This is a genomic window from Amycolatopsis sp. NPDC051061 (genome assembly GCF_040682935.1).
Classification (GTDB): Bacteria; Actinomycetota; Actinomycetes; order Mycobacteriales; family Pseudonocardiaceae; genus Amycolatopsis.
Map to the genome: position 1 here is coordinate 65,541 of NZ_JBFBBZ010000039.1, position 20,387 is coordinate 85,927.

A 20,387-nucleotide genomic window follows, 5' to 3' on the forward strand; every position below is an offset into this window, starting at 1 on the left:
GCTCTTGCGCGCTCGAACGTGTTGTGGCAAAACACCTTTGCGACACACGGCGTGCCTACTGGATTAGAGCCTGCCTGGTGCCTACCGTCCTGCCTAACGTCGGCGGTTGACATAACTCTCAATCTGGGGTTGAGGTTGAGAGTTGAGCACCCACCGGCGGGCTGTACGGGCACTAACGATCAGGAAGGCGGACTTCGATGACGCCCCCGCACAACTACCTTGCGGTGATCAAGGTGGTCGGCATCGGCGGTGGCGGCGTGAACGCCGTGAACCGCATGATCGAGGTCGGCCTCAAGGGTGTCGAGTTCATCGCGGTGAACACCGACGCCCAAGCACTGCTCATGTCCGACGCCGACGTCAAGCTGGACATCGGCCGCGAGCTGACCCGTGGCCTCGGCGCGGGTGCCGCCCCCGAGGTCGGCCAGCGTGCCGCCGAAGACCACCGTGAAGAGATCGAAGAGGTCATCAAGGGCGCCGACATGGTGTTCGTGACCGCCGGTGAAGGCGGTGGCACCGGTACCGGTGGTGCCCCGGTCGTCGCGCAGATCGCCCGCAAGCTGGGCGCGCTGACCATCGGCGTCGTGACCCGCCCGTTCACCTTCGAGGGCAAGCGCCGCGGCAAGCAGGCCGAGGACGGGATCCAGGCGCTGCGCAACGAGTGCGACACCCTCATCGTGATCCCCAACGACCGGCTGCTGCAGCTCGGCGACATCGGCGTCTCGCTGATGGACGCGTTCCGCTCCGCGGACGAGGTGCTGCTCTCCGGTGTCCAGGGCATCACCGACCTGATCACCACGCCGGGCCTGATCAACCTCGACTTCGCCGACGTCAAGAGCGTCATGTCCGGCGCGGGCTCCGCCCTGATGGGAATAGGGAGCGCACGCGGTGAAGGCAGGGCCATCCAGGCCGCGGAGAAGGCGATCAACTCGCCCCTCCTCGAAGCCTCCATGGATGGTGCGCACGGCGCACTGCTTTCGATCGCGGGTGGTTCGGATCTCGGCCTGTTCGAAATCAACGAAGCGGCGTCGCTGGTGCAGGAGTCCGCGCACCCGGACGCGAACATCATCTTCGGCACGATCATCGACGACTCGCTCGGCGACGAGGTCCGCGTCACGGTGATCGCGGCCGGGTTCGACGCGGGCGCGCCGACGCACAAGAAGCTCGACCCGTCGACGTTCGGCTCCGGCTCGCGCTCGTCCGGGACCACCGCGTCGGCCTCGGCCGGCCAGGTCTCGCACCAGCAGGCGTCGCCGTCGGGCGCCACCCCGGTGCCATCGGCCGGCAGCTCCGGCTACCCGGTCGCGCCGCCGCGGTCGCACTCGCCGCTGCCCTCGGCCACGGGGAACCAGTCTTCGGGCGGGCTCCCGCAGCCGGGCGGCGGCTCACGCGGCTACTCGCCGATGGGCTCCAACGCGACCCAGGGCAGCCTGCCCGGCCGCGCGATGCCGGTGCACGACGACCCGTCGGACGACGAGGTCGACGTCCCGCCGTTCATGCGGCGCTAGAGACACTGTGGTCCGTGAAGGCCACCTTCAGGAACTTGTAGTTCCTGAAGGTGGCCTTCACGGCGTTTGGGAGGATGGGGACATGCGGGTTCGGCGAGTGGTGACGACCAGGGCCGGCGGCGCGTCGCGGCCGCCGTACGACACCTTCAACCTGGGCGATCACGTCGGCGACGACGAGGGGAACGTCTACGCCAACCGCAAGCGCCTCGCCGCCGAGCTGGGCTTGGCCGAGGACAAGCTGGCCTGGATGGAGCAGGTCCACGGCCGCACGGCGACCACTGTGGACGGCTCCGAGACCCGGGCCGCCGAGGCGACCGACGCCCTGGTGACCGCGACCCCGGGCGTCGCGCTCGTGGTGCTCGTCGCCGACTGCGTCCCGATCCTGCTGGCCGACGCCGAGGCCGGCGTCGTCTCGGCCGTGCACGCCGGGCGCGTCGGCACGCGGGTCGGTGTCGTCCCGGCCGCCGTCGAGGCCATGCGGGAAGCCGGTGCCGAAGTGGGCCGCATCGAAGCGCTGCTGGGCCCGGCCATCTGCGGCGACTGCTACGAGGTGCCGGCCGCCATGGCCGCTGACGTCGAGAAACACGTCCCGGGCAGCGCGTGCAAGACCCGGCAGGGCACGCCCGGTCTCGACCTGCGCGCCGGGCTCTGGCGGCAGCTCGCGGACCTGGGGGTCGGCAAGATCGGCGTCGACCCGCGCTGCACGAACGAAGACAAGACGCTCTTCAGCTACCGCCGCGACGGGACCACCGGGCGGATCGCGGGCATCACCTGGGTCGAGGCATGACCGCGGATCGCCAGGCCGAGCTGGCGGCGAACCTCGCCGAGGTCGAGGCGCGGATCGCCGCCGCGTGCCGCGCCGCCGGCCGGGCCCGGGAAGACGTCAAGCTCGTCGCCGTCACCAAGACCTTTCCCGCGTCCGACGCCGCCTTGCTCGCCGACCTCGGCGTCACCCACGTCGGCGAGAACCGGGACCAGGACGCCGGCCCGAAGGCGCGCGAAGTCGCCGAGCTGCGGCCGGACGCGCACCTGCGCTGGCACATGGTCGGCCGGCTGCAGCGGAACAAGGCGCGGTCCGTGGTCGAGTGGGTACAGGAAGTGCAGTCCCTCGATTCGGCCCGGCTCGCCGACGCGCTCGCGAAGGCGGTGCGTGCGGCTCGGGACGCCCAGATACGTGACGAACCCCTCGACGTGCTCATCCAGGCCAGCCTCGACGACGACCCGGAGCGCGGCGGCTGCCCGCTGGACGAGATCGGCGCGCTCGCCGAGCGCGTCACTCACACGGGTGAACTGCGGCTGCGCGGGCTGATGGCCGTCGCACCCCTCGGCGCCGACCCGTCGGCCGTCTTCGAACGGCTCGCTCTGGCCGGTGAGCGGCTCCGCAAAGATCACCCGAATGCCGCAGAAGTCTCTGCCGGGATGAGCCATGATCTCGAGCAGGCGATCACGCACGGCTCGACCTGTGTGCGTGTCGGAACCGCGTTGCTCGGCGGACGCGGTTTAGCCTCGCCGTAGGGAGCTCGCCCGGTCGTCACGTTTAGTGTTCGCCCGTGCGGGGCACTGATGGCGTGGAAACGTTGGTGCGGGAGCGGCTAGGGCTAGGGAGAGGCATGAGCGCGCTGCAGAAGCTGAAGGCCTACTTCGGGATGGTGCCCGCAGACGACGACGGCTACGAAGCCGAGGACGATTACCGGCGCGGTTACGACGACGACTACGACTCCTACGAGGAGCCGGCGCCGCGGCCGTCCCGTTCACGGTACCGCGACGTCGACGCCACGTACGACGAGCCCGTCAGCCGCAGCCGATCACGCTCCGTGGCCTCGGCCGAGCCCGCCGTCCACGGTGCGCTGGCGATGGACCGGCAGCCGGAGCCGGTGGCGCGCCTGCGCCCGGTGACCGAGCCGGCGCGCCCGCCGCTGCGTGATCCGCTCAGCCGGATCACCACGCTGCACCCGACGAGCTACGTGGAGGCGCGCGCCATCGGCGAGCACTACCGCGAAGGCATCCCGGTGATCATCAACCTCACCGAGATGGAGAACGCCGACGCCAAGCGGCTCGTCGACTTCGCCGCCGGGCTGGCGTTCGCGCTGCGCGGGTCGATGGACAAGGTCACCAACAAGGTGTTCCTTCTCTCACCGCCCGATGTGGACGTCACCGCGGAAGACCGTCGGCGGATTGCCGAGGGCGGATTATTCTTGCGGGGCTGAAGTCTCGCGGACCGCTGAGCGCAAGCAGACGTGATTTTGTCGACCCGATGCCGCGTCGACCCCCTCAACTGCGTCTTCTACGAGGACGCCCGGTTAGAGTAGGTACGTGGAAGCTGTGTGGCTGGTCGTCTGGTACGTGCTGTTCGCCTTCTGGCTGCTGCTGACGGCGCGGATCGTGATCGAACTCGTCCGGACGTTCGCCCGTGAGTGGCATCCGGCCGGGGGGGTTGCGGTGACGCTCGAGACCATCTACACAGTTACGGACCCGCCGGTTCGTCTGTTCAGACGAATCATTCCGATGGTTCGAATCGGCGGCGTCGGACTGGACTTGTCGATTATGGTGCTGCTGTTGGTTGTGTTCTTCGCGATGCAACTGGCGACTCCAAGTTGATCGGGGAAACTTGGGTGGACCCTGCAGGCCATGGAGTGCGTGAGGTGATCTGATGTCGTTGACCCCCGCTGACGTGCATAACGTTGCGTTCAGCAAGCCGCCCATCGGCAAGAGGGGCTACAACGAGGACGAGGTGGACGCGTTCCTCGACCTGGTGGAGACCGAGCTGGCCCGCTTGATCGAAGACAACAACGAGCTGCGCCAGCAGATGGAGCAGCTCGACGCCGAGCTCGAGTCGACGCGCGGCGAGCTCGACAATGCCAAATCCGCCCCCCCGATGCGGGAAGAGCCGTCGCGCCGGCTGGCGCCGGTGCCGCCGCCGCAGTCCGCCATGGAGCAGACGCAGGCGCACTCGATGGTCGGCGACAGCGCCGAGCCGAACGTGCAGGCGGCCAAGGTCCTGGGCCTCGCCCAGGAGATGGCGGACCGGCTGACCGCCGAGGCGAAGACCGAGTCCGACGGGATGCTGGCCGAGGCCCGCACCAAGTCCGAGCAGCTGCTCTCGGACGCCCGGGCGAAGTCCGACTCGATGGTCAACGAGGCGCGCACCCGCGTCGACACGATGCTGAACGACGCGCGGACCCGGGCGGAGACCTTGGAGCGCCAGGCGCGCGACAAGGCGACCACGCTGGAGCGCGAGTCCCAGCGCAAGTACACCGAGACGATGAACAGCCTCAACTCCGAGAAGGGCGGGCTGGGCAAGAAGATCGAAGAGCTGCGCACGATCGAGCGGGAGTACCGCACACGGTTGCGCGGGTTCCTCGAATCCCAGCTGCGCGAGCTCGACGACCGCGGCTCCGCGGCCCCGGCGTCGGCGTCCTCGAACTCCGGGCAGTCGTCCGGTTCGTCGGGCGGCGGCCAGGGCTACTCGTTCGGCCCGCGGGCCGAAGCGGGCTGAGTTCCGACCCTGGCCCACCCCGTCGGCACGAGCCGGCGGGGCAGGCCACGGTTCGGAGTCGATCCGGTACCGCACGTGGGCGGGTCGACCGACGATCTTGCCCCGTTCGTGCTGTAATTCAGCGTGCTTTACATCGTGCTGGTCCTGGTACTGGCGGCTCTGGGGTTGCTCGTCTCCGCGCTCATCACCGCTTCTTCGCTGTGGGCGTGGGTTTCCATCGGCCTCTCGGTGCTGGCCGGGCTGATCCTGGTCGCCGACTGGCTGCGCCGCCGGCGTCGATCGGCGCCGAGCGCCGAGCCGGCACCCGAAAAGTCCGCGTCGGAAGAAGCTGTCCCGGAAGAACCGACCTCCGAGGAGCCGGTCTCCGAAGAGCCTTCGACGGAGCAGCCGCCGGCCGAGGCCGAGCAGACTGTCCTCATCCCCGCGGCCGGTGACCTGGGGGATCCGGCCGACACGCCCGAGCCCGAGGCGCCGGCGGAACCCGCCGCGGCGGAAGTCCCGGCCGAAACCCAGGCCGAGCCCGAACCCGGGACCGACCCGGGCGAGGAAGAAACCACGGCGGCCGACATCGCCGTCCTGGCCGACCTCGAGGACGAGGTCGTGGTGGTCGACGAGCACCCGCGCTACCACCTGACGACGTGCGTCTGGCTGGGTACCCGCGACACGATCCCGATCGGCATCGGCGAGGCGCGTCAGCTCGGCTTCACTCCCTGTGACCGCTGTCGCCCCGACGCGAACCTGGTCTCCGCCCACCGCTAGACGACGACACGCGAGCGCGGCGCGACGACACGCCGTCAGGCGGCAAGATCGTCGAGGCCCAGATGGGTCTCCAAAGCCCGCGCGCCTTCCGGCGTCAGCTTCACCGCGCGCTGCGCCGCCCCGCGCCGTCGCACCCAGCCCGCGTCCACGAACCGCGTCGCCACCGCCGCGCCCAGCGCGCCCGCCAGGTGGTGGCGCTGTTCGCTCCAGTCCAAGCAGAACTTCAGCAGCGGACGGCGTCCGGCCGCCGCCGCGTCGAGGTCCACACCCAGCTCGCCGAACACCGGGCGCGCCGCGGGACCCAGCGTGTACGGGTGTTCGCGCAGCGGAGCCGAAATCCGGTCGCCCGGCCGCCGTCGGGTGTCGGAAGCCCCGGCCAGCGCACCCCGCTCGAGCAACGCCGACGTCACCGCCACCCCGAGCCGGCCCGCCAGGTGGTCGTAGCACGTCCGAGCCGTCCGCAGCGCCTCCGCACGCGTCCCCTCGCGCAAGGACGTCACGGGCTGTGACGGCGAGAACCGTGCGAGCGTCTCCATCAGCTCCGCTGTGTCGGGGCCGGCCAGCCGGTAGAACCGGTGCCGCCCCGACTTCTCCGCGACGACCAGGCCCGCGGCCCGCAGCTTCGCCAGGTGCGCGCTGACCCCCTGCGCGGACAGCCGGGCCTCGGCCGCCAGCACGGACGCCGCCAGCGCCCGGCCGTCGGCGAGCGCGAGCAGCACACGGACCCGCGCCGGGTCCGCGAACAGCGCCGCGGTACGGGCGATGTCGGCGTCGCCTTCCATGTCTCCAGGATGCCCCCGGCACACTTCCACCGCGACGGAAGCGTCCGCGCGGTCCACTGGGGACATGCGTTCCGCCCTCCTCGTCACCATGTGCGCCGGCATGTTCCTCGTGCAGCTGGACGTCACGGTCGTCAACGTCGCCCTGCCCGCCATCGGCGCGGACCTGCACGGCGGCCTCGCGGCGCAGCAATGGGTGGTGGACGGCTACTCCGTCGTCCTGGCCGCGTTGCTGCTCACCGGCGGCGCGCTCGGCGACGTCTTCGGCCACCGCCGGGTCGTCCTCACGGGCTTCGTCCTGTTCGGCGCGGCTTCGGCCGCGTGCGGGCTCGCCGGCAGCGCACCCTGGCTCGTGGCCGCGCGAGCCGGGCAGGGCCTCGGCGCCGCGTTGCTGCTGCCCGGCACCCTCGCCGTGATCACGAACGCCTACCCGGGACACGCCGAGCGCGCGCGGGCCCTCGGCGTCTGGGCCGGGGTGTCGGCGCTGGCGCTGGCGGCGGGCCCGGTGCTCGGGGGCGCGGTCGTCTCGGCGGCGGGCTGGCGGCCGGTGTTCTGGCTCAACGTCCCGATCGTGCTGTCGGCCGCTCTCGCGACCCGGCGGCTCGTGCCGCGCGGCGACCGCGCGCCCGGCCGGCGGGTCGACGCCGCCGGTGTCGCCACCGCCGCGCCCGCCCTCGGCGCCGGCGTCTACGCGGTCATCGGCGGGAGTGCGGTGGCCGGGGTGGTGGCGGTCGTCGCGCTGGCGGCGTTCCTGGCCGTCGAGCGCCGCTCCCCGGACCCGATGCTGCCCCTCGACGTCGCCCGGCGGACGGCGGGCGCGAACTTCGTCGCGGCGGCGATGAACTTCACCGGCATCGGCGCGATCCTCGTGCTGACGCTGTACCTGCAGGGCGTGCGCCACGCCTCGCCGCTGCAAGCCGGGCTCGAGGTGCTGCCGCTGTTCGGGCCGCTCTCGATCCTGGCGCCGGTCGCGGGCCGGCTGACCGGCCGGTTCGGGCCGCGCCCGCTGATGGCCGCCGGACTGGCGCTGGGCGCGTTCGGCATGCTGAACCTGGTGCGGCTCAACGGAAACAGTGGCTACGCGGCCCTCCTGCCGACGCTGCTCGGGCTCGGCATCGGGATGGGCCTGCTGACGACGGCGGTGGTGACGGCCGCGGTCGGCGGCATCCCGCCCGAGCGCGCCGGCGTGGCCAGCGGCATCAACAACACCGCCCGCCAGGCCGGCGGTGCCCTCGGTGTGGCGGTGCTCGGCGCGGTCGCCGGCGAGCCGGGCGACCGGTTCGTCGAAGGGCTGCACCGGGCCGGCTTGATCGCGGGAGCGTTGTGGCTGCTGGCGATCGGCGTGACCTTCGCCGGCGTACGTGCCCCTCGTGACAACTCGGTTGCGCGGGCCGGTTAACCTGGTATCACCAAGGCGTCGACCCGGCCATCACCGGGGAGCCTCCGGAAGAACCGAGCTTCACCGCTCTCAGTAGAACCGGACGGGTGCGGCCCGTGACAGCCGCCGAACGAGCGGCCCGGCAGCTCCACCGCCGGGCAAGCGGGGTGGTACCGCGGTGCGCCGCCAAGGCGTTTCGTCCCCGTGTGGGTGACCGGGAACCCGGTCGTCCGTACGAGAGCGACGAACCGAGGAGCACCCGGATGTACCCCCAGGCCCAGCTCGGCGACGGCACCGGCGTCCCGTCGCAGCCGTCCTTCCCCGCGCTGGAGTCCCACGTCCTCGCCTACTGGGAGACGGACCGGACGTTCCAGGCGACCATCGACGCCCGCCCCGCGGGCGAGCACGGCGACAACGAGTACGTCTTCTACGACGGCCCGCCCTTCGCCAACGGCCTGCCGCACTACGGTCACCTGCTCACCGGGTACGTCAAGGACCTGGTGCCGCGTTACCAGACGATGAAGGGCCGCAAGGTCGAGCGCCGCTTCGGCTGGGACACCCACGGCCTGCCCGCCGAGCTCGAGGCGATGCGCCAGCTCGGCATCACCGAGACGTCCGAGATCGAAGAGATGGGCATCGCGAAGTTCAACGCGGCTTCGCAGGAGTCCGTGCTGCGCTACACCGACGAGTGGCGCGACTACGTCACCCGCCAGGCCCGCTGGGTCGACTTCGACAACGACTACAAGACGCTCGACGTCACCTACATGGAGTCGGTGCTGTGGGCGTTCAAGCGGTTGTGGGACAAGGGACTCGTCTACGAAGGCTACCGTGTCCTGCCGTACTGCTGGCGCGACGCGACGCCGCTGTCCAACCACGAGCTGGGCATGGACGCCGACGTCTACCGCAACCGCCAGGACCCGGCCGTCACGGTCGGCTTCCGCCTGGAGGGCAACGGAAACGACCTCGACGGCACCTACCTGCTCATCTGGACGACGACGCCGTGGACGCTGCCGTCGAACCTCGCCACGGCCGTGCACCCCGAGGTGGACTACGTCGTCGTCGAGAGCGACGGCAAGCGGTTCCTGCTCGCCGAAGCCCGCGTCGCCGCGTACGCGCGTGAACTCGGCGAAGAGCCGACGGTCGTCGCGCGCTACACCGGTGAGCAGCTGCTCGGAAACCGTTACGCACCCCCGTTCCCGTACTTCACCGGCACCGAGAACGCGCACCAGGTGCTCGCCGCCGACTACGTCACCACCGACGACGGCACCGGGATCGTGCACATCGCGCCCGCCTACGGCGCCGACGACAAGGTGGTCACCGACGCCGCCGGGATCCCGCCGGTCACGCCGGTCGACGCGCACGGCAAGTTCGACGCCACCGTGCCCGACTACGAGGGCCAGCAGGTCTTCGACGCCAACCCGAACATCGTCCGCGACCTCAAGAACGGCACGGGTTCGGCGGGGCAGCAGGGTGCTGTGCTGCTGCGCCACGAGACCTACGACCACTCCTACCCGCACTGCTGGCGCTGCCGGAACCCGCTGATCTACCGCGCGGTGTCGTCGTGGTTCGTCGCGGTGACGCAGTTCAAGGACCGGATGGTCGAGCTGAACCAGCAGATCACCTGGTACCCGGAGAACGTCAAGGACGGCCAGTTCGGGAAGTGGCTGGAGAACGCCATCGACTGGTCGATCTCCCGCAACCGCTACTTCGGCACGCCGATCCCGGTGTGGCAGTCCGACGACCCGGAGCACCCGCGCACCGACGTCTACGGCTCGCTCGACGAGCTGGAGGCCGACTTCGGCGTCCGGCTGGACAACCTGCACCGGCCCTACATCGACGAGCTGACCCGGCCGAACCCGGACGACCCGACCGGGAACTCGACCATGCGCCGCGTCCCGGACGTCCTCGACGTCTGGTTCGACTCGGGCTCGATGCCCTACGCCCAGGTGCACTACCCGTTCGAGAACGCCGAGTGGTTCGAGCACCACTACCCGAGCGACTTCATCGTCGAGTACATCGGGCAGACCCGCGGCTGGTTCTACCTGCTGCACGTGCTCGCGACGGCGCTGTTCGACCGGCCGGCGTTCCGGGCCTGCGTCGCGCACGGCATCGTGCTGGGCTCCGACGGCGCGAAGATGTCCAAGTCCCTGCGCAACTACCCGGACGTCAACGAGGTCTTCGAGCGCGACGGCTCCGACGCCATGCGCTGGTACCTGATGGCGAGCCCGATCCTGCGCGGTGGCAACCTGGTCGTCACCGACAAGGGCATCCGCGACGCCGTCCGCCAGGCCGTGCTGCCGCTGTGGAACTCGTACTACTTCCTCGCGCTGTACGCGAACGCGGAAGGCGTCGAAGGCCGGTGGCGCACGGATTCGCCGAACGTGCTCGACCGGTACGTCCTGGCGAAGACGCACGAACTCGTCACCGACGTCGAGTACGCGATGGACCACTACGACGTCGCGGGCGCGTGCCAGACCGTGCGGGACTTCCTCGAGGTCCTCACGAACTGGTACGTCCGGCGCTCGCGCGACCGCTTCTGGGCCGGGGACAAGGACGCGATCGACACGCTGCACACCGTGCTGGAGGTGACGTCGCGGGTCGCGGCGCCGCTGCTGCCGCTGACCACGGAGGTCGTCTGGCGCGGGCTCACCGGCGGCCGCTCGGTGCACCTCACCGACTGGCCGAACGCGCTCGACCTGCCCGCCGACGCGGCGCTCGTCACCGCGATGGACCGGGTGCGGCAGGTGGCGTCGTCGGCGCTGTCGCTGCGGAAGGCGAACAAGCTGCGCGTGCGGCTGCCGCTGTCCTCGCTGGTCGTGGCGGCCGGCGACGCCGAGTCGATGGCGCCGTTCGCCGACATCCTGCGCGACGAGGTGAACGTCAAGGCGGTCGAGCTGACCACCGACGTCGCCGCGCACGGCGGGTTCGAGATCGCGGTCAACGCGCGCGCGGCCGGCCCGCGCCTGGGCAAGGACGTCCAGACCGTGATCAAGGCCGTCAAGGCAGGTGACTGGTCACTGCGGGGCGACACCGTCGTCGCGGCCGGGATCTCGCTGCAGGAGGGCGAGTTCGACCGCCGGCTGGTCGCCAAGAGCGGCGGCGCGGCGGCCGAGCTGCCCGGCGGGTCGGGGCTGGTCCTCATCGACACCGAGGTGACGCCGGAGCTGGCCGCCGAAGGCCTGGTCCGCGACCTGGTCCGGGTCGTGCAGCAGGCGCGTCGCGACGCCGGGCTGGACGTCGCCGACCGGATCGCGCTGACCGTCGACGCGCCTGCCGACGTCGTCGAAGCGGCTCGGACCCACCAGGAGTTCCTGGCGTCGGAGACGCTGGCGACGTCGGTGACCCACGCCGCGGTGGCCGACGGCTCGGCCGGCACGGTCGGCGACGGCACGAAGGTGACGGTTTCGGTCGCGAAAGCCTGACGGGCTGTCGTGGGGGGCCGGTAAGATCGGCCGGCCACCCACGGCGGTGGCGTTCCTTGGGGGAGGGGTACGCGGACATGAGTCCTGCCAAGAGACGGGGCATCCTGATCGGCGGCGCGGTGCTGGTCGTCGCGGTCGTGGTGGTGGCGTTCTTCGTGCTGAACGGCGGGGGAGCGGCGCCGGCGGCGGAAGCCGGCGCCACGAGCGTCGAGAGCCCGGGCGCCCTCGACCCGCACTCGTCGATCACCGAATACCTGCAGGACCTGTCCGAGAACAACCCGGACGCGGCGGCCCGGCTGACCGACGCCGCCCCGGCGGCCGCGGTGGCCCTGCGGGACGCGCGGAACACGCTGAACCCGTCGTCGGTGACGGCCAAGCTGACCGTCCTGCAGCCGACCCCGGCCGGGGCGACGCGGACCGGCGGGACGTTCAGCTTCGCGTGGACGCTGAAGCCGGGCCAGGTCTGGACCTACGACGTGCCGTTCCAGCTGGCCCAGGCCGGCGGGAAGTGGCTCGTGCACTGGGCGCCGTCGCTGCTGCACCCGAAGCTGGAGGCGGGCCAGCGGCTGGTGATCAGCACGGCCGTGCAGGACACGACGGCCGTGGCCGACCGCGCCGGCAAGCCGCTGCTGATCAGCGGGTCGAGCGGCCTGCGCGCGGTCGAGGGCGACCCGGCGCCGCTGCTGCGTTCGGCGCTCACCGGGCAGGTCACGGCGGCGGCCGGCGGCGGCCTCGCCGTCCAGCGCGTCGACACGAGCGGCAAGAGCGTGGAGACGTTGTTCGGGAAGGCCGCCGGCGAGGCGAAGACGCTGACGTCGAGCCTGAGCCTGGCCGCGCAGAACTCCGCGCAGGCCGCGGTGAACAGCTACCCGGGGTCGGCGATGATGGTCGCCCTCGACACCGGCTCGGGAGACATCCTGGCCGTCGCGCAGAACGCGGCCGCGGGGAACACCCCGAAGGCGCTTCACGGGCTTTACGAGCCGGGTTCGTCGTTCAAGATCGCGACGTCGGTCGCCGCGGTCCAGCAGAGCGGCCTGAACGCGGGCTCGCCGGTCGACTGCCCCGGCGTCGCGACGATCGGGACGCGGACGGTGAAGAACGAGGGCTTCGAGCTCGGGGCGACGAACCTGCAGACGGCGTTCGCGCGGTCCTGCAACACGACGTTCGGGCAGCTCGCGCTGGACCTGCCGGCCAACGGGCTGCAGAAGGCGGCCGACGAGCTGGGCCTCAACGCCGACTACGAGATCCCGGGGATCGACACCGAGCTGGGCAAGGTCGAGCCCGCGGCGAGCAAGGACGAGCAGGTCGAGGACGGGTTCGGCCAGGGCCGGATCCAGGCGAGCTGCCTCGGCGGCGCGATGATGGCGGCCACGGTCGCGGCCGGCAAGGCGATCACGCCGCGGCTGTGGCACGACCTCGAGACGACGGTCGTCAAGGGCTACTCGCCGCCGCCGGCGCCGGTGCTCGGCGAGGTCCGGAAGATGATGCGCGCGGTGGTGACCAGCGGAACGGGTCGCGGTGCCGCGGGAGCCGGCGCGGTGTTCGGCAAAACGGGCACGGCCCAGTTCGGCGACGGCTCGGACGCCACCGGCTGGTTCGTCGGGTACCGCGGGACCGTCGCGTTCGCGGTGCTCCTGGAGGACTCGAACGACTCGGGCCCGGCGGTCACCCTGGCCGCGAAGTTCCTGAAGGCCCTCTGACCCCGTACCCGTCGGGGTGCGAAGCTTCGGTCGTGGGCGAAGGGTGGCCGCCGTACCGTGGTCGCATGGAGACGATCGCTCTCGCCGAGGTCGCCGCGGTGCTCGCGGACCCGAGCCGGGCCACCATGTGCCTCGTCCTGCTCGACGGGCGGGCCTGGACCGTCGGCGAGCTGGCCAAGGCGGCCGGGATCGCGCTCTCCACGGCCAGCGAGCACGTCACCCGGCTGGTCGACGCCGGGTTCGTCGCCCGGGTCAAGCAGGGCCGGGCCAGCTACGTCCGGATCGCCGACCCGCGCGTCGCCGAGCTGATCGAGCACCTGGCCCAGCACGCCGAGCACCGGCCGGTGACCGGGCTGAAGTCGTCGCTGCGGGTGAAGCGGCTCGGGTTCGCGCGGACCTGTTACGACCACCTCGCCGGCGTGCTCGGCGTCGCCGTCCGCGACGGCATGCTCGCCACCGGCCTCCTCGACACCGCCGACGGGCTGACGCTGACCGGCCGCGGCCGCGAGGTGCTGACCGGGCTCGGCGTGCCGGTCGCCGCCGGGCGGCGGCCGCTGCTGCGCGACTGTCTGGATTGGACGGAGCGCCGCGACCACCTCGCCGGCGCGCTGCCCGCGGCGCTGCTCGACCGCGCGGTCGAGGCCGGCTGGGTCGCCCGCGACGGCCACCGCGCGGTGAAGGTGCTTCCGTCGGCGACGAAGCCGTTCGCGGCGCTGGGTGTCGACGTGGCCGCGCTCGATGGGCCTTAACACACCGAGCGGCCGGCTCGGGCCGACGGTACACGAATGAGTTAACCCGGCCGCTTCACTATTCTGAGTGCCCACGGCACCCGGAGGGAGGCGGCATGGACCAGCTTCCCGTGCTGCTCGGCGTCGGCGGCGTCGTGCTGCTCGCCTCCGTGCTCGCCGTGCGCGTCTCCATCCGGCTCGGCCTGCCTTCGCTGCTGCTCTACCTCGCGATCGGTGTGCTGCTGGGGGAAGCCGGCTTCGGCATCCGGTTCGACAACCCCGAGCTGACCCAGTCACTCGGCCTCGCCGCGCTCGTCATGATCCTCGCCGAAGGCGGCCTGACGACGCGCTGGTCGGCGGTGAAACCCGCGCTGGGCATCGGGATCGCACTGTCCACTGTGGCCGTTGTGGTGAGCATCGCGGTGACCGGCGCCGCGTTGCACTGGCTGCTGGGCCTCGACTGGCGGTTCGCCCTGCTGTGGGGCGCGGTACTCGCTTCGACCGACGCGGCGGCGGTGTTCTCGGTGCTGCGCTCGGCCGGGATCGGCCAACGGCTCACCGGAGCGCTGGAACTCGAGTCGGGCATCAACGACGCGCCGGCGTACATCGCCGTCGTGGTGCTGGCCGAAGGCGCCACTGTGGACTGGACGCTGCCGCTGCTGGTGGTCTACGAACTGGGGGCGGGCCTGGCTATCGGGCTCGCTTTCGGCTGGCTCGGCGGCATCGCGCTGCGCCGGGCCGCGCTGCCGGCGACCGGCCTCTACCCGCTCGCCACGGTCGCGGTCTGCGTCGTGGCGTACTCGTCCGGGCAGCTGGCGCACGCGTCCGGGCTGCTCGCCACCTACGTCGCGGCGCTGGTGCTCGGCAACTCGCGGTTGCCGCACCGCTCGGACACGCTGTCGTTCGCCGAGGGGCTCGGCTGGCTGGCGCAGATCGGGCTGTTCGTGCTGCTCGGCCTGTTCGCCTCGCCGAGCCGGGTACTCGAGGCGCTGGTGCCGGGCCTGGTCGCGGGCGCCGTCGTGCTGCTGCTGGCCCGGCCGATCTCGGTCGTGCTGGCGATGCTGCCCTTCAAGCTGCCGTGGCGGGAACAGGCGTTCCTGTCGTGGGCCGGGTTGCGCGGCGCGGTGCCGATCGTGCTCGCGATGATCCCGCTCTCGGAAGGGCTCCCGGGTGCGCAACGGCTGGTCGACGCGGTGTTCGTGCTGGTCATCGTGTTGACGCTGGTGCAGGGTGCGACCCTCGGGCCGCTCGGGCGCCGGCTCGGGCTGGCCGAGAAGTCCGAGGCGCACGAGATCGAGGTCGACTCCGCGCCGCTGGACGAGCTGGGCGCCGAGCTGCTGCAGGTCCGCATCCAGCCGGGGTCGAAGCTGCACGGCGTGTACCTGTCCGAGCTGCGGCTGCCGATCGGCGCGACGGTCAGCCTGGTCGTGCGCGACGGCGCGGGCTTCACGCCGCAGAAGACCAGCCGGCTGCAGGAGCACGACCAGCTGCTGGTCGTCACGACGAGCGGGGTCCGCGACGCCGTCGAGCGCCGGCTCCGCGCGGTGGACCGGGCCGGCCGCCTGGCCCGCTGGAAGGGCGAGTCGGGCCGCTAGCCCGTTCGTGGTCACGACCGATCGCACGTCTCGTGTCGACCCGCCAATCACGCGAGATGCCCCCTCAATCACGCGTGATGCCTCCCCGATCACGCGCGCTGCCCGGCCCGGGCCGCTTCCGCGCGAAGCTCTGAGGCCTTCACGGTGTGTGAGCGGCGTCTCAGAATGTGAGGCGGGGGTTGGCCGCCGGCCGCGTTCTCGGTTACCTTCTGGCTCAGGTCATGAGTGCCAGCGCGAAGCCCCGGCTTGCTGGCCGGCAACCCTCCTACCGCGGTGGGGTGCCCCGGGTGAAGACCGGGCCAGTCGCGCCGTGCGACGGGCAAGCGCGGGCCCCTCGCCGGGGTCCCCCGGATCGCCGAGGAGGCACCGATGACTCTCGCCATCGACCGCACCAGCACGACCACCTTCACTGAAGCCGTTGTCGCGCAAGGCATCCCGGCCGTCGCCGGAGCGTCGCTGCGAGTCCCGCTCGTCACCGGCGAAACCATCGGTTACGCCAACCTCGACCACGCCGCGAGCGCCCCGTGCCTCGACGCCGTCCGCGCCAAGGTCGACGAGTTCCTGCCCTGGTACGCCAGCGTCCACCGCGGCGCCGGCTTCGCGTCGCAGGTTTCGACGCGCCTCTACGAGCGCACCCGCGACGTCCTGCGCCGCTTCGTCGACGCCCGCCGCACCGACACCGTCGTCTTCACCCGCAACACCACCGACTCCTTCAACCTGCTCGCCCGCAGCCTGCCCCGGCACACCACGGTGATCGTGTTCGACACCGAGCACCACGCCGCGCTGCTGCCGTGGCCGGGGCCGAACGTCCGGCGGATCCCGACCCCGCGCACCCGCCTCGCGGCAGTGTCCGCTGTGGACGAAGCGCTCGCGGATGCCCCGCAGGGACCGCGGTTGGTCGTCGTGACCGGAGCGTCCAATGTGACCGGTGAGCTCCTGCCGGTGGCGGAGATCGCCGCCGTGGCGCGCAAGCACGGCGCCCGCATCGCGCTCGACGCCGCCCAGCTGGCCCCGCACCGCCGGATCTCGATCAAGGAGCTGGACGTCGACTACGTCGCCCTGTCCGGCCACAAGCTGTACGCGCCCTTCGGTGCGGGCGCGCTGATCGGCCGCGCCGACTGGCTGCGCGCCGCCCGGCCCTACCTCGCCGGCGGCGGCGCGACCAAGCTCGTCACCGAGGACGCGGTCGTCTGGAACACCGGGCCCGAGCGCCACGAAGCCGGCTCGCCCAACACCGTCGGCGTGTACGCGCTCGGCGTCGCCTGCGAGACGCTCAGCGAGAACTGGGCCGCGATCGAAAACCACGAGCAGGCCCTGCTCACCCGGCTGCGCAAGGGGCTCGAAGGCATCCCGGGCTGCGCCGAGCTGCGGCTGTTCGACGCGCCGGTCGACCGCGTCGGCACGGTCAGCTTCGTCGTCGACGGCTTCGACCCGGGCTGGCTGGCGGCCGTGCTGTCCGCCGAGTACGGCATCGGAGTGCGCGACGGCGCCTTCTGCGCCCACATCGCGGCCAAGCGGCTCATCGGCGTGACCGGCGGCGACGGGCGGCAGGCGGTCCGCGTCAGCCTCGGCCTGGGCAGCACCGAAGAGCACGTCGACCGCGTCGTGCTGGCACTGCGCCAGATCGTCGCGCGCGGCGCCCGCTGGGAGTACGCGAAGGTGGATGGCCGCTGGGCCCCGGCCGGCGACCCGCGGGAGCTGCCGCCGTTCTGCTGAGCGCCGCTATCCTGCCCGGATGGGGAGTTCACGGCGATCTTGGTTCCCGCTGGCCGCGCTGGGGTTCGCCCAGCTCGTGATGGTGGCGGTCGCGCTGATCCCGGATGAGGGCAGCGGCCGGTTCGTGGGCCTCCAGGCGCTGCCGATGACTCGCGAGAACCAGCTGGTGGTGGGCACCCGCTACTCCGACGGAGGCGCCTACGCCACCGGCCTGAGCGCCACCGCGGCCGACGTCGTGCCGTCGGCGAGGCTCAGCTGGCTGGTGGGCCTCGCCTGCGTGGTGCTCGCCGTGGCGGGCTGGTACTGGCTGGGCCTGCGCCGCGCCGAGACGCCGCCGCGGCCCGTCCGGTTCGTGCTCGGCACCCTGGGTGCGCTCATCGCCGTCCCGCTGCTCGACCTGGTCGGCGCGCTCGAGCTGCGGCTGCCCGGGGACGTGCGGGGCGCGCTGCTGGCGGCGCTCGGCCTCTTGGTGCTCGCCGCCTACGAGCGCAGCCGGTTCGTGCTGGCCGTCACCGGCGTCTTCCTCCTGGTCACCGTGGTGTTCCTGACGCCACCGGCCGGAGCGCTCGTGTCGGCGGGCGTCCTGTTCGGGGCCGCGTTCGCGGTGCTCCTGCGCGGGCCGGTCACCGCCGCCGACACGCCCTGACCAGGGCCGTGGAGAATGGAGGGGTGAGCACCGACCCCAGCCATTCCGAACCCGACACCGCCGCGGCCGCCGAGGCGACGCCCGAGACCGTGCAGGAGTCGCCGGAAGCCCCGGCGAAGCCGCTGCCGAAGCGCCGCGTGGGCTGGGTGTTCGCCGTCGCGGTCGTGTTCTGGGCGATCGACCTGGTGACGAAGAACCTGGTCGCCGCGAACCTTGAGGGCAAGGAGCCGCTGCGGATCCTCGGCGGGCTGATCTACCTGCAGGTGATCCGCAACCCGGGCGCCGCGTTCTCGATGGCGACCGGCATGACGTGGGTGCTCGCGCTGGTCGCGCTGGCCGTCGTCATCGCGATCATCTGGCTCTCCCGGCGGCTGCGCTCGATCGGCTGGGCCATCGGCCTCGGCCTGGTGCTCGCCGGCGCTCTCGGCAACCTGACCGACCGCATCTTCCGCGCACCCGGCGGGCTGCAGGGTCACGTCGTCGACTTCATCTCGGCGTTCGCCCCGAACGGCAAGGGCTTCGCGATCTTCAACATCGCCGACTCGGCGATCTGCGTCGGCGGTGCGCTGATCGTGCTGCTGTCCCTGCTGGGCAAGGACTACGACGGCACGTCGACCAAGGACAAGAAGAAGGCCGAAGCGCAGGAGGAGCAGGCGTGAGCTCACGGATGCTCCCGGTGCCCGACGGACTCGACGGGATGCGGGTCGACGCCGGCCTCGCCAAGCTGCTCGGCCTCTCGCGGACCGTCGTCGCGGAGCTGGCCGAATCCGGGGACGTGCTGCTCGACGGCCGTCCCGCCGGGAAATCCGACCGGCTTTCCGGCGGCGGCCTCCTGGAGATCACCCTGCCGGAGCCGGCGAACCCGGTGGAGATCGTCGCCGAACCGGTCGAGGGCATGAAGATCCTCCACGACGACGACGACATCGTCGTGATCTCCAAGCCGGTCGGCGTCGCGGTGCACCCGAGCCCGGGCTGGACCGGCCCGACGGTGGTCGGCGGCCTCGCCGCGGCCGGCCTGCGCATCGCGACGTCGGGCGCGGCCGAGCGCCAGGGCGTCGTGCACCGGCTCGACGCGGGCACAACCGGCGTGATGGTGGTGGCCAAGAGCGAGCACGCGTACACGGTGCTGAAGCGCGCGTTCAAGGAACGCACGGTCGACAAGGGCTACCACGCGATCGTCCAGGGCCACCCCGACCCGACGCGCGGCACGATCGACGCCCCGATCGACCGCCACCCGCGCCACGACTACAAGTTCGCGGTGGTCCAGGGCGGCCGCCCGAGCGTGACGCACTACGAGGTCGTCGAGGCGTTCCGCGCGGCGTCGCTCACGCACATCAAGCTGGAAACCGGGCGGACGCACCAGATCCGCGTCCACTTCTCGGCGCTGCGCCACCCGTGCGTCGGCGACCTGACCTACGGCGCGGACCCGGTCCTGGCCCGCCACCTCGGCCTGAACCGCCAGTGGCTGCACGCGAAGACGCTGGCGTTCGCCCACCCGGCGGACGGCCGCCGGGTCGAGTTCGAGTCCGAGTACCCGGACGACTTGGCGAAGGCCCTGGAAATCCTGCGCGACGAGAGCTACTAGTCCTCGATCGACCAGGTCACCGTGCGCTCGTCCGGTTCCGGCCGCGGGCTCCAGCGCACCGACACCACCCGCGTCGCGTCCGGGAGGACGTACACCGTGTGGCCGCCCAGGGTTTCGCCGGGCTGGACGCCGATCTTGTGCGGGGGCCGCGACGTCAGCGACACCGGGGCCTTGCCGATCGGGGTGCCGTCGGCGGCGAGCAGCTCGAGGTAGTTGTCCGGCAGCGACGCGAACGGGATTGCCCCGCGGTTGGTGATCTCGGTGTGCACGACCACCGCGCGTTCGCCCTCTTCCAGGCGGTAGCCCGCCGCGCTGAACAGGTAGTCCGCCGGGTCCTGCACCTCCAGCAGCTGCACCGACAGCTGCTCGCCCTCCAGGCCCTGGGTTTCCATGACCTCGCGGATCCGGCCCCGCTTGCCGCCCGACGGCGCCGCGGGGCGGGCGGGCTCGTCGCCGCGGGCCCAGGACGCCGTCTGCGGCAGGCCCCACGTGCTCACCACCGGGTCCGGCGGCGGGGCGAACTGCTGGGGCGGACGTTGCTGGGGTGGCCCGGGCGGCGGGCCCGGATACCGCCCGGACGGCGTCCCCTGGACGTTGTACGGCCCCGACGGCGCGCCTTGCACGTTGTACGGTCCCGACGGCGCGCCTTGCACGTTGTACGGTCCCGACGGCGCGCCTTGCACGTTGTACGGTCCCGATGGCGCGCCCTGCACGTTGTACGGCCCCGACGGCACCCCGTGCGGGCCCGGCGCCGGCATCGGCGGCGCGGGCTGCTGTGGCACCGGCTGCGACGGCGGGGGCGGGAACTGCTGCGGCGGCCGGTTCGCCCACGACGGCGGTGAGGCCGCGATCGCCGCCCGGAGCCCCTGGGGGTCGCTCTCGACGCCGACGAGCAGCGGCAGCCCGCTGCCGGACAGCGCCACCAGCCGGTAGGCGACCTCGCGCGGATCCATGCCGACCTTGGCCGCCAGCTCGTGGACCGCGGCCTTGCCGAGGTCGGCGAGCGCGGCGAGCAGGCGGGTATCCACGGGATCGGTCACAGCCACCCGCAGAACGCTACCGCCTCGCCGGAGCGGCC

General features: G+C 72.0%; 18 protein-coding genes and 1 riboswitch. Of the genes, 16 read left to right on the forward strand and 2 right to left on the reverse strand.

Annotated elements, in window-relative coordinates:
* The first annotated feature begins 197 nt into the window (after nt 1–197).
* From ftsZ to AB0N03_RS38570, 7 genes are all read left to right on the forward strand, one after another.
* The gene (ftsZ, locus tag AB0N03_RS38540; protein ID WP_364382889.1) at nt 198–1,505 is read left to right on the forward strand and encodes a cell division protein FtsZ; all 1,308 of its coding nucleotides are present in this window, start codon (nt 198–200) and stop codon (nt 1,503–1,505) included.
* An 82-nt stretch (nt 1,506–1,587) separates the two neighbouring features.
* Nucleotides 1,588–2,292, forward strand: a complete 705-nt coding sequence (gene pgeF / locus AB0N03_RS38545; RefSeq protein ID WP_364382892.1) for a peptidoglycan editing factor PgeF — start codon at nt 1,588–1,590, stop codon at nt 2,290–2,292.
* The gene (locus tag AB0N03_RS38550) at nt 2,289–3,020 is read left to right on the forward strand and encodes a YggS family pyridoxal phosphate-dependent enzyme (protein ID WP_364382895.1); all 732 of its coding nucleotides are present in this window, start codon (nt 2,289–2,291) and stop codon (nt 3,018–3,020) included. Before pgeF ends, AB0N03_RS38550 begins: the two co-directional genes overlap by 4 nt.
* A gap of 95 nt (nt 3,021–3,115) precedes the next feature.
* On the forward strand, nt 3,116–3,712 hold the full coding sequence (sepF, locus tag AB0N03_RS38555) for a cell division protein SepF (RefSeq protein WP_364382898.1): 597 nt from the start codon (nt 3,116–3,118) through the stop codon (nt 3,710–3,712).
* A gap of 115 nt (nt 3,713–3,827) precedes the next feature.
* On the forward strand, nt 3,828–4,103 hold the full coding sequence (locus AB0N03_RS38560; protein ID WP_072477845.1) for a YggT family protein: 276 nt from the start codon (nt 3,828–3,830) through the stop codon (nt 4,101–4,103).
* Between the two features lie 52 nt (nt 4,104–4,155).
* Nucleotides 4,156–5,001, forward strand: a complete 846-nt coding sequence (locus tag AB0N03_RS38565) for a DivIVA domain-containing protein (protein WP_364382900.1) — start codon at nt 4,156–4,158, stop codon at nt 4,999–5,001.
* A gap of 123 nt (nt 5,002–5,124) precedes the next feature.
* Nucleotides 5,125–5,760, forward strand: coding sequence for a hypothetical protein (locus AB0N03_RS38570; RefSeq protein WP_364382903.1), 636 nt, complete (start codon nt 5,125–5,127; stop codon nt 5,758–5,760).
* A gap of 35 nt (nt 5,761–5,795) precedes the next feature.
* On the opposite strand, the gene AB0N03_RS38575 is transcribed toward AB0N03_RS38570, so the two are convergent.
* On the reverse strand, nt 5,796–6,542 hold the full coding sequence (locus AB0N03_RS38575; RefSeq protein ID WP_364382905.1) for a metalloregulator ArsR/SmtB family transcription factor: 747 nt from the start codon (nt 6,540–6,542) through the stop codon (nt 5,796–5,798).
* Nucleotides 6,543–6,606: 64 nt separating this feature from the next.
* On the opposite strand from AB0N03_RS38575, the gene AB0N03_RS38580 reads away from it, so the two are divergent.
* The 9 genes from AB0N03_RS38580 (at nt 6,607) to AB0N03_RS38620 (ending at nt 19,309) form a co-directional block, all read left to right on the forward strand.
* Nucleotides 6,607–7,938 carry an MFS transporter gene (locus AB0N03_RS38580; RefSeq protein WP_364382908.1) on the forward strand — a complete coding sequence of 444 codons (1,332 nt, stop codon included), beginning with the start codon at nt 6,607–6,609 and terminating at the stop codon, nt 7,936–7,938.
* Nucleotides 7,939–8,180: 242 nt separating this feature from the next.
* Nucleotides 8,181–11,339, forward strand: a complete 3,159-nt coding sequence (gene ileS / locus AB0N03_RS38585; protein ID WP_364382911.1) for an isoleucine--tRNA ligase — start codon at nt 8,181–8,183, stop codon at nt 11,337–11,339.
* A 77-nt stretch (nt 11,340–11,416) separates the two neighbouring features.
* Nucleotides 11,417–13,039, forward strand: coding sequence for a penicillin-binding transpeptidase domain-containing protein (locus AB0N03_RS38590; protein ID WP_364382914.1), 1,623 nt, complete (start codon nt 11,417–11,419; stop codon nt 13,037–13,039).
* A gap of 65 nt (nt 13,040–13,104) precedes the next feature.
* The gene (locus AB0N03_RS38595) at nt 13,105–13,788 is read left to right on the forward strand and encodes a metalloregulator ArsR/SmtB family transcription factor (protein WP_364382917.1); all 684 of its coding nucleotides are present in this window, start codon (nt 13,105–13,107) and stop codon (nt 13,786–13,788) included.
* 95 nt (nt 13,789–13,883) lie between these two features.
* Nucleotides 13,884–15,362 carry a potassium/proton antiporter gene (locus AB0N03_RS38600; RefSeq protein WP_364382919.1) on the forward strand — a complete coding sequence of 493 codons (1,479 nt, stop codon included), beginning with the start codon at nt 13,884–13,886 and terminating at the stop codon, nt 15,360–15,362.
* 217 nt (nt 15,363–15,579) lie between these two features.
* Nucleotides 15,580–15,694: riboswitch (SAM riboswitch) on the forward strand.
* A 37-nt stretch (nt 15,695–15,731) separates the two neighbouring features.
* On the forward strand, nt 15,732–17,078 hold the full coding sequence (locus AB0N03_RS38605) for an aminotransferase class V-fold PLP-dependent enzyme (protein WP_364382922.1): 1,347 nt from the start codon (nt 15,732–15,734) through the stop codon (nt 17,076–17,078).
* 19 nt (nt 17,079–17,097) lie between these two features.
* Nucleotides 17,098–17,724 (forward strand): hypothetical protein, encoded by a 627-nt coding sequence (locus tag AB0N03_RS38610; RefSeq protein ID WP_364382924.1) that lies wholly within the window; start codon nt 17,098–17,100, stop codon nt 17,722–17,724.
* 23 nt (nt 17,725–17,747) lie between these two features.
* Nucleotides 17,748–18,383 (forward strand): signal peptidase II, encoded by a 636-nt coding sequence (lspA, locus tag AB0N03_RS38615; protein ID WP_364382927.1) that lies wholly within the window; start codon nt 17,748–17,750, stop codon nt 18,381–18,383.
* Complete coding sequence (locus tag AB0N03_RS38620; RefSeq protein ID WP_364382930.1) at nt 18,380–19,309, forward strand: RluA family pseudouridine synthase; 930 nt, start codon at nt 18,380–18,382, stop codon at nt 19,307–19,309. Before lspA ends, AB0N03_RS38620 begins: the two co-directional genes overlap by 4 nt.
* On the opposite strand, the gene AB0N03_RS38625 is transcribed toward AB0N03_RS38620, so the two are convergent.
* Nucleotides 19,306–20,355, reverse strand: a complete 1,050-nt coding sequence (locus AB0N03_RS38625; protein WP_364382932.1) for an AsnC family protein — start codon at nt 20,353–20,355, stop codon at nt 19,306–19,308. The two genes, AB0N03_RS38620 and AB0N03_RS38625, sit on opposite strands and share 4 nt — an antisense overlap.
* Between the last annotated feature and the right edge of the window lie 32 nt (nt 20,356–20,387).

Bases quoted from the DNA above. Each gene is read 5' to 3' on its own strand.
- ftsZ (WP_364382889.1), top strand. From the start codon at position 198: ATGACGCCCCCGCACAACTACCTTGCGGTGATCAAGGTGGTCGGCATC.
- pgeF (WP_364382892.1), top strand. From the start codon at position 1,588: ATGCGGGTTCGGCGAGTGGTGACGACCAGGGCCGGCGGCGCGTCGCGG.
- AB0N03_RS38550 (WP_364382895.1), top strand. From the start codon at position 2,289: ATGACCGCGGATCGCCAGGCCGAGCTGGCGGCGAACCTCGCCGAGGTC.
- sepF (WP_364382898.1), top strand. From the start codon at position 3,116: ATGAGCGCGCTGCAGAAGCTGAAGGCCTACTTCGGGATGGTGCCCGCA.
- AB0N03_RS38565 (WP_364382900.1), top strand. From the start codon at position 4,156: ATGTCGTTGACCCCCGCTGACGTGCATAACGTTGCGTTCAGCAAGCCG.
- AB0N03_RS38575 (WP_364382905.1), bottom strand. From the start codon at position 6,542: ATGGAAGGCGACGCCGACATCGCCCGTACCGCGGCGCTGTTCGCGGAC.
- AB0N03_RS38580 (WP_364382908.1), top strand. From the start codon at position 6,607: ATGCGTTCCGCCCTCCTCGTCACCATGTGCGCCGGCATGTTCCTCGTG.
- ileS (WP_364382911.1), top strand. From the start codon at position 8,181: ATGTACCCCCAGGCCCAGCTCGGCGACGGCACCGGCGTCCCGTCGCAG.
- AB0N03_RS38590 (WP_364382914.1), top strand. From the start codon at position 11,417: ATGAGTCCTGCCAAGAGACGGGGCATCCTGATCGGCGGCGCGGTGCTG.
- AB0N03_RS38595 (WP_364382917.1), top strand. From the start codon at position 13,105: ATGGAGACGATCGCTCTCGCCGAGGTCGCCGCGGTGCTCGCGGACCCG.
- AB0N03_RS38600 (WP_364382919.1), top strand. From the start codon at position 13,884: ATGGACCAGCTTCCCGTGCTGCTCGGCGTCGGCGGCGTCGTGCTGCTC.
- AB0N03_RS38605 (WP_364382922.1), top strand. From the start codon at position 15,732: ATGACTCTCGCCATCGACCGCACCAGCACGACCACCTTCACTGAAGCC.
- AB0N03_RS38610 (WP_364382924.1), top strand. From the start codon at position 17,098: ATGGGGAGTTCACGGCGATCTTGGTTCCCGCTGGCCGCGCTGGGGTTC.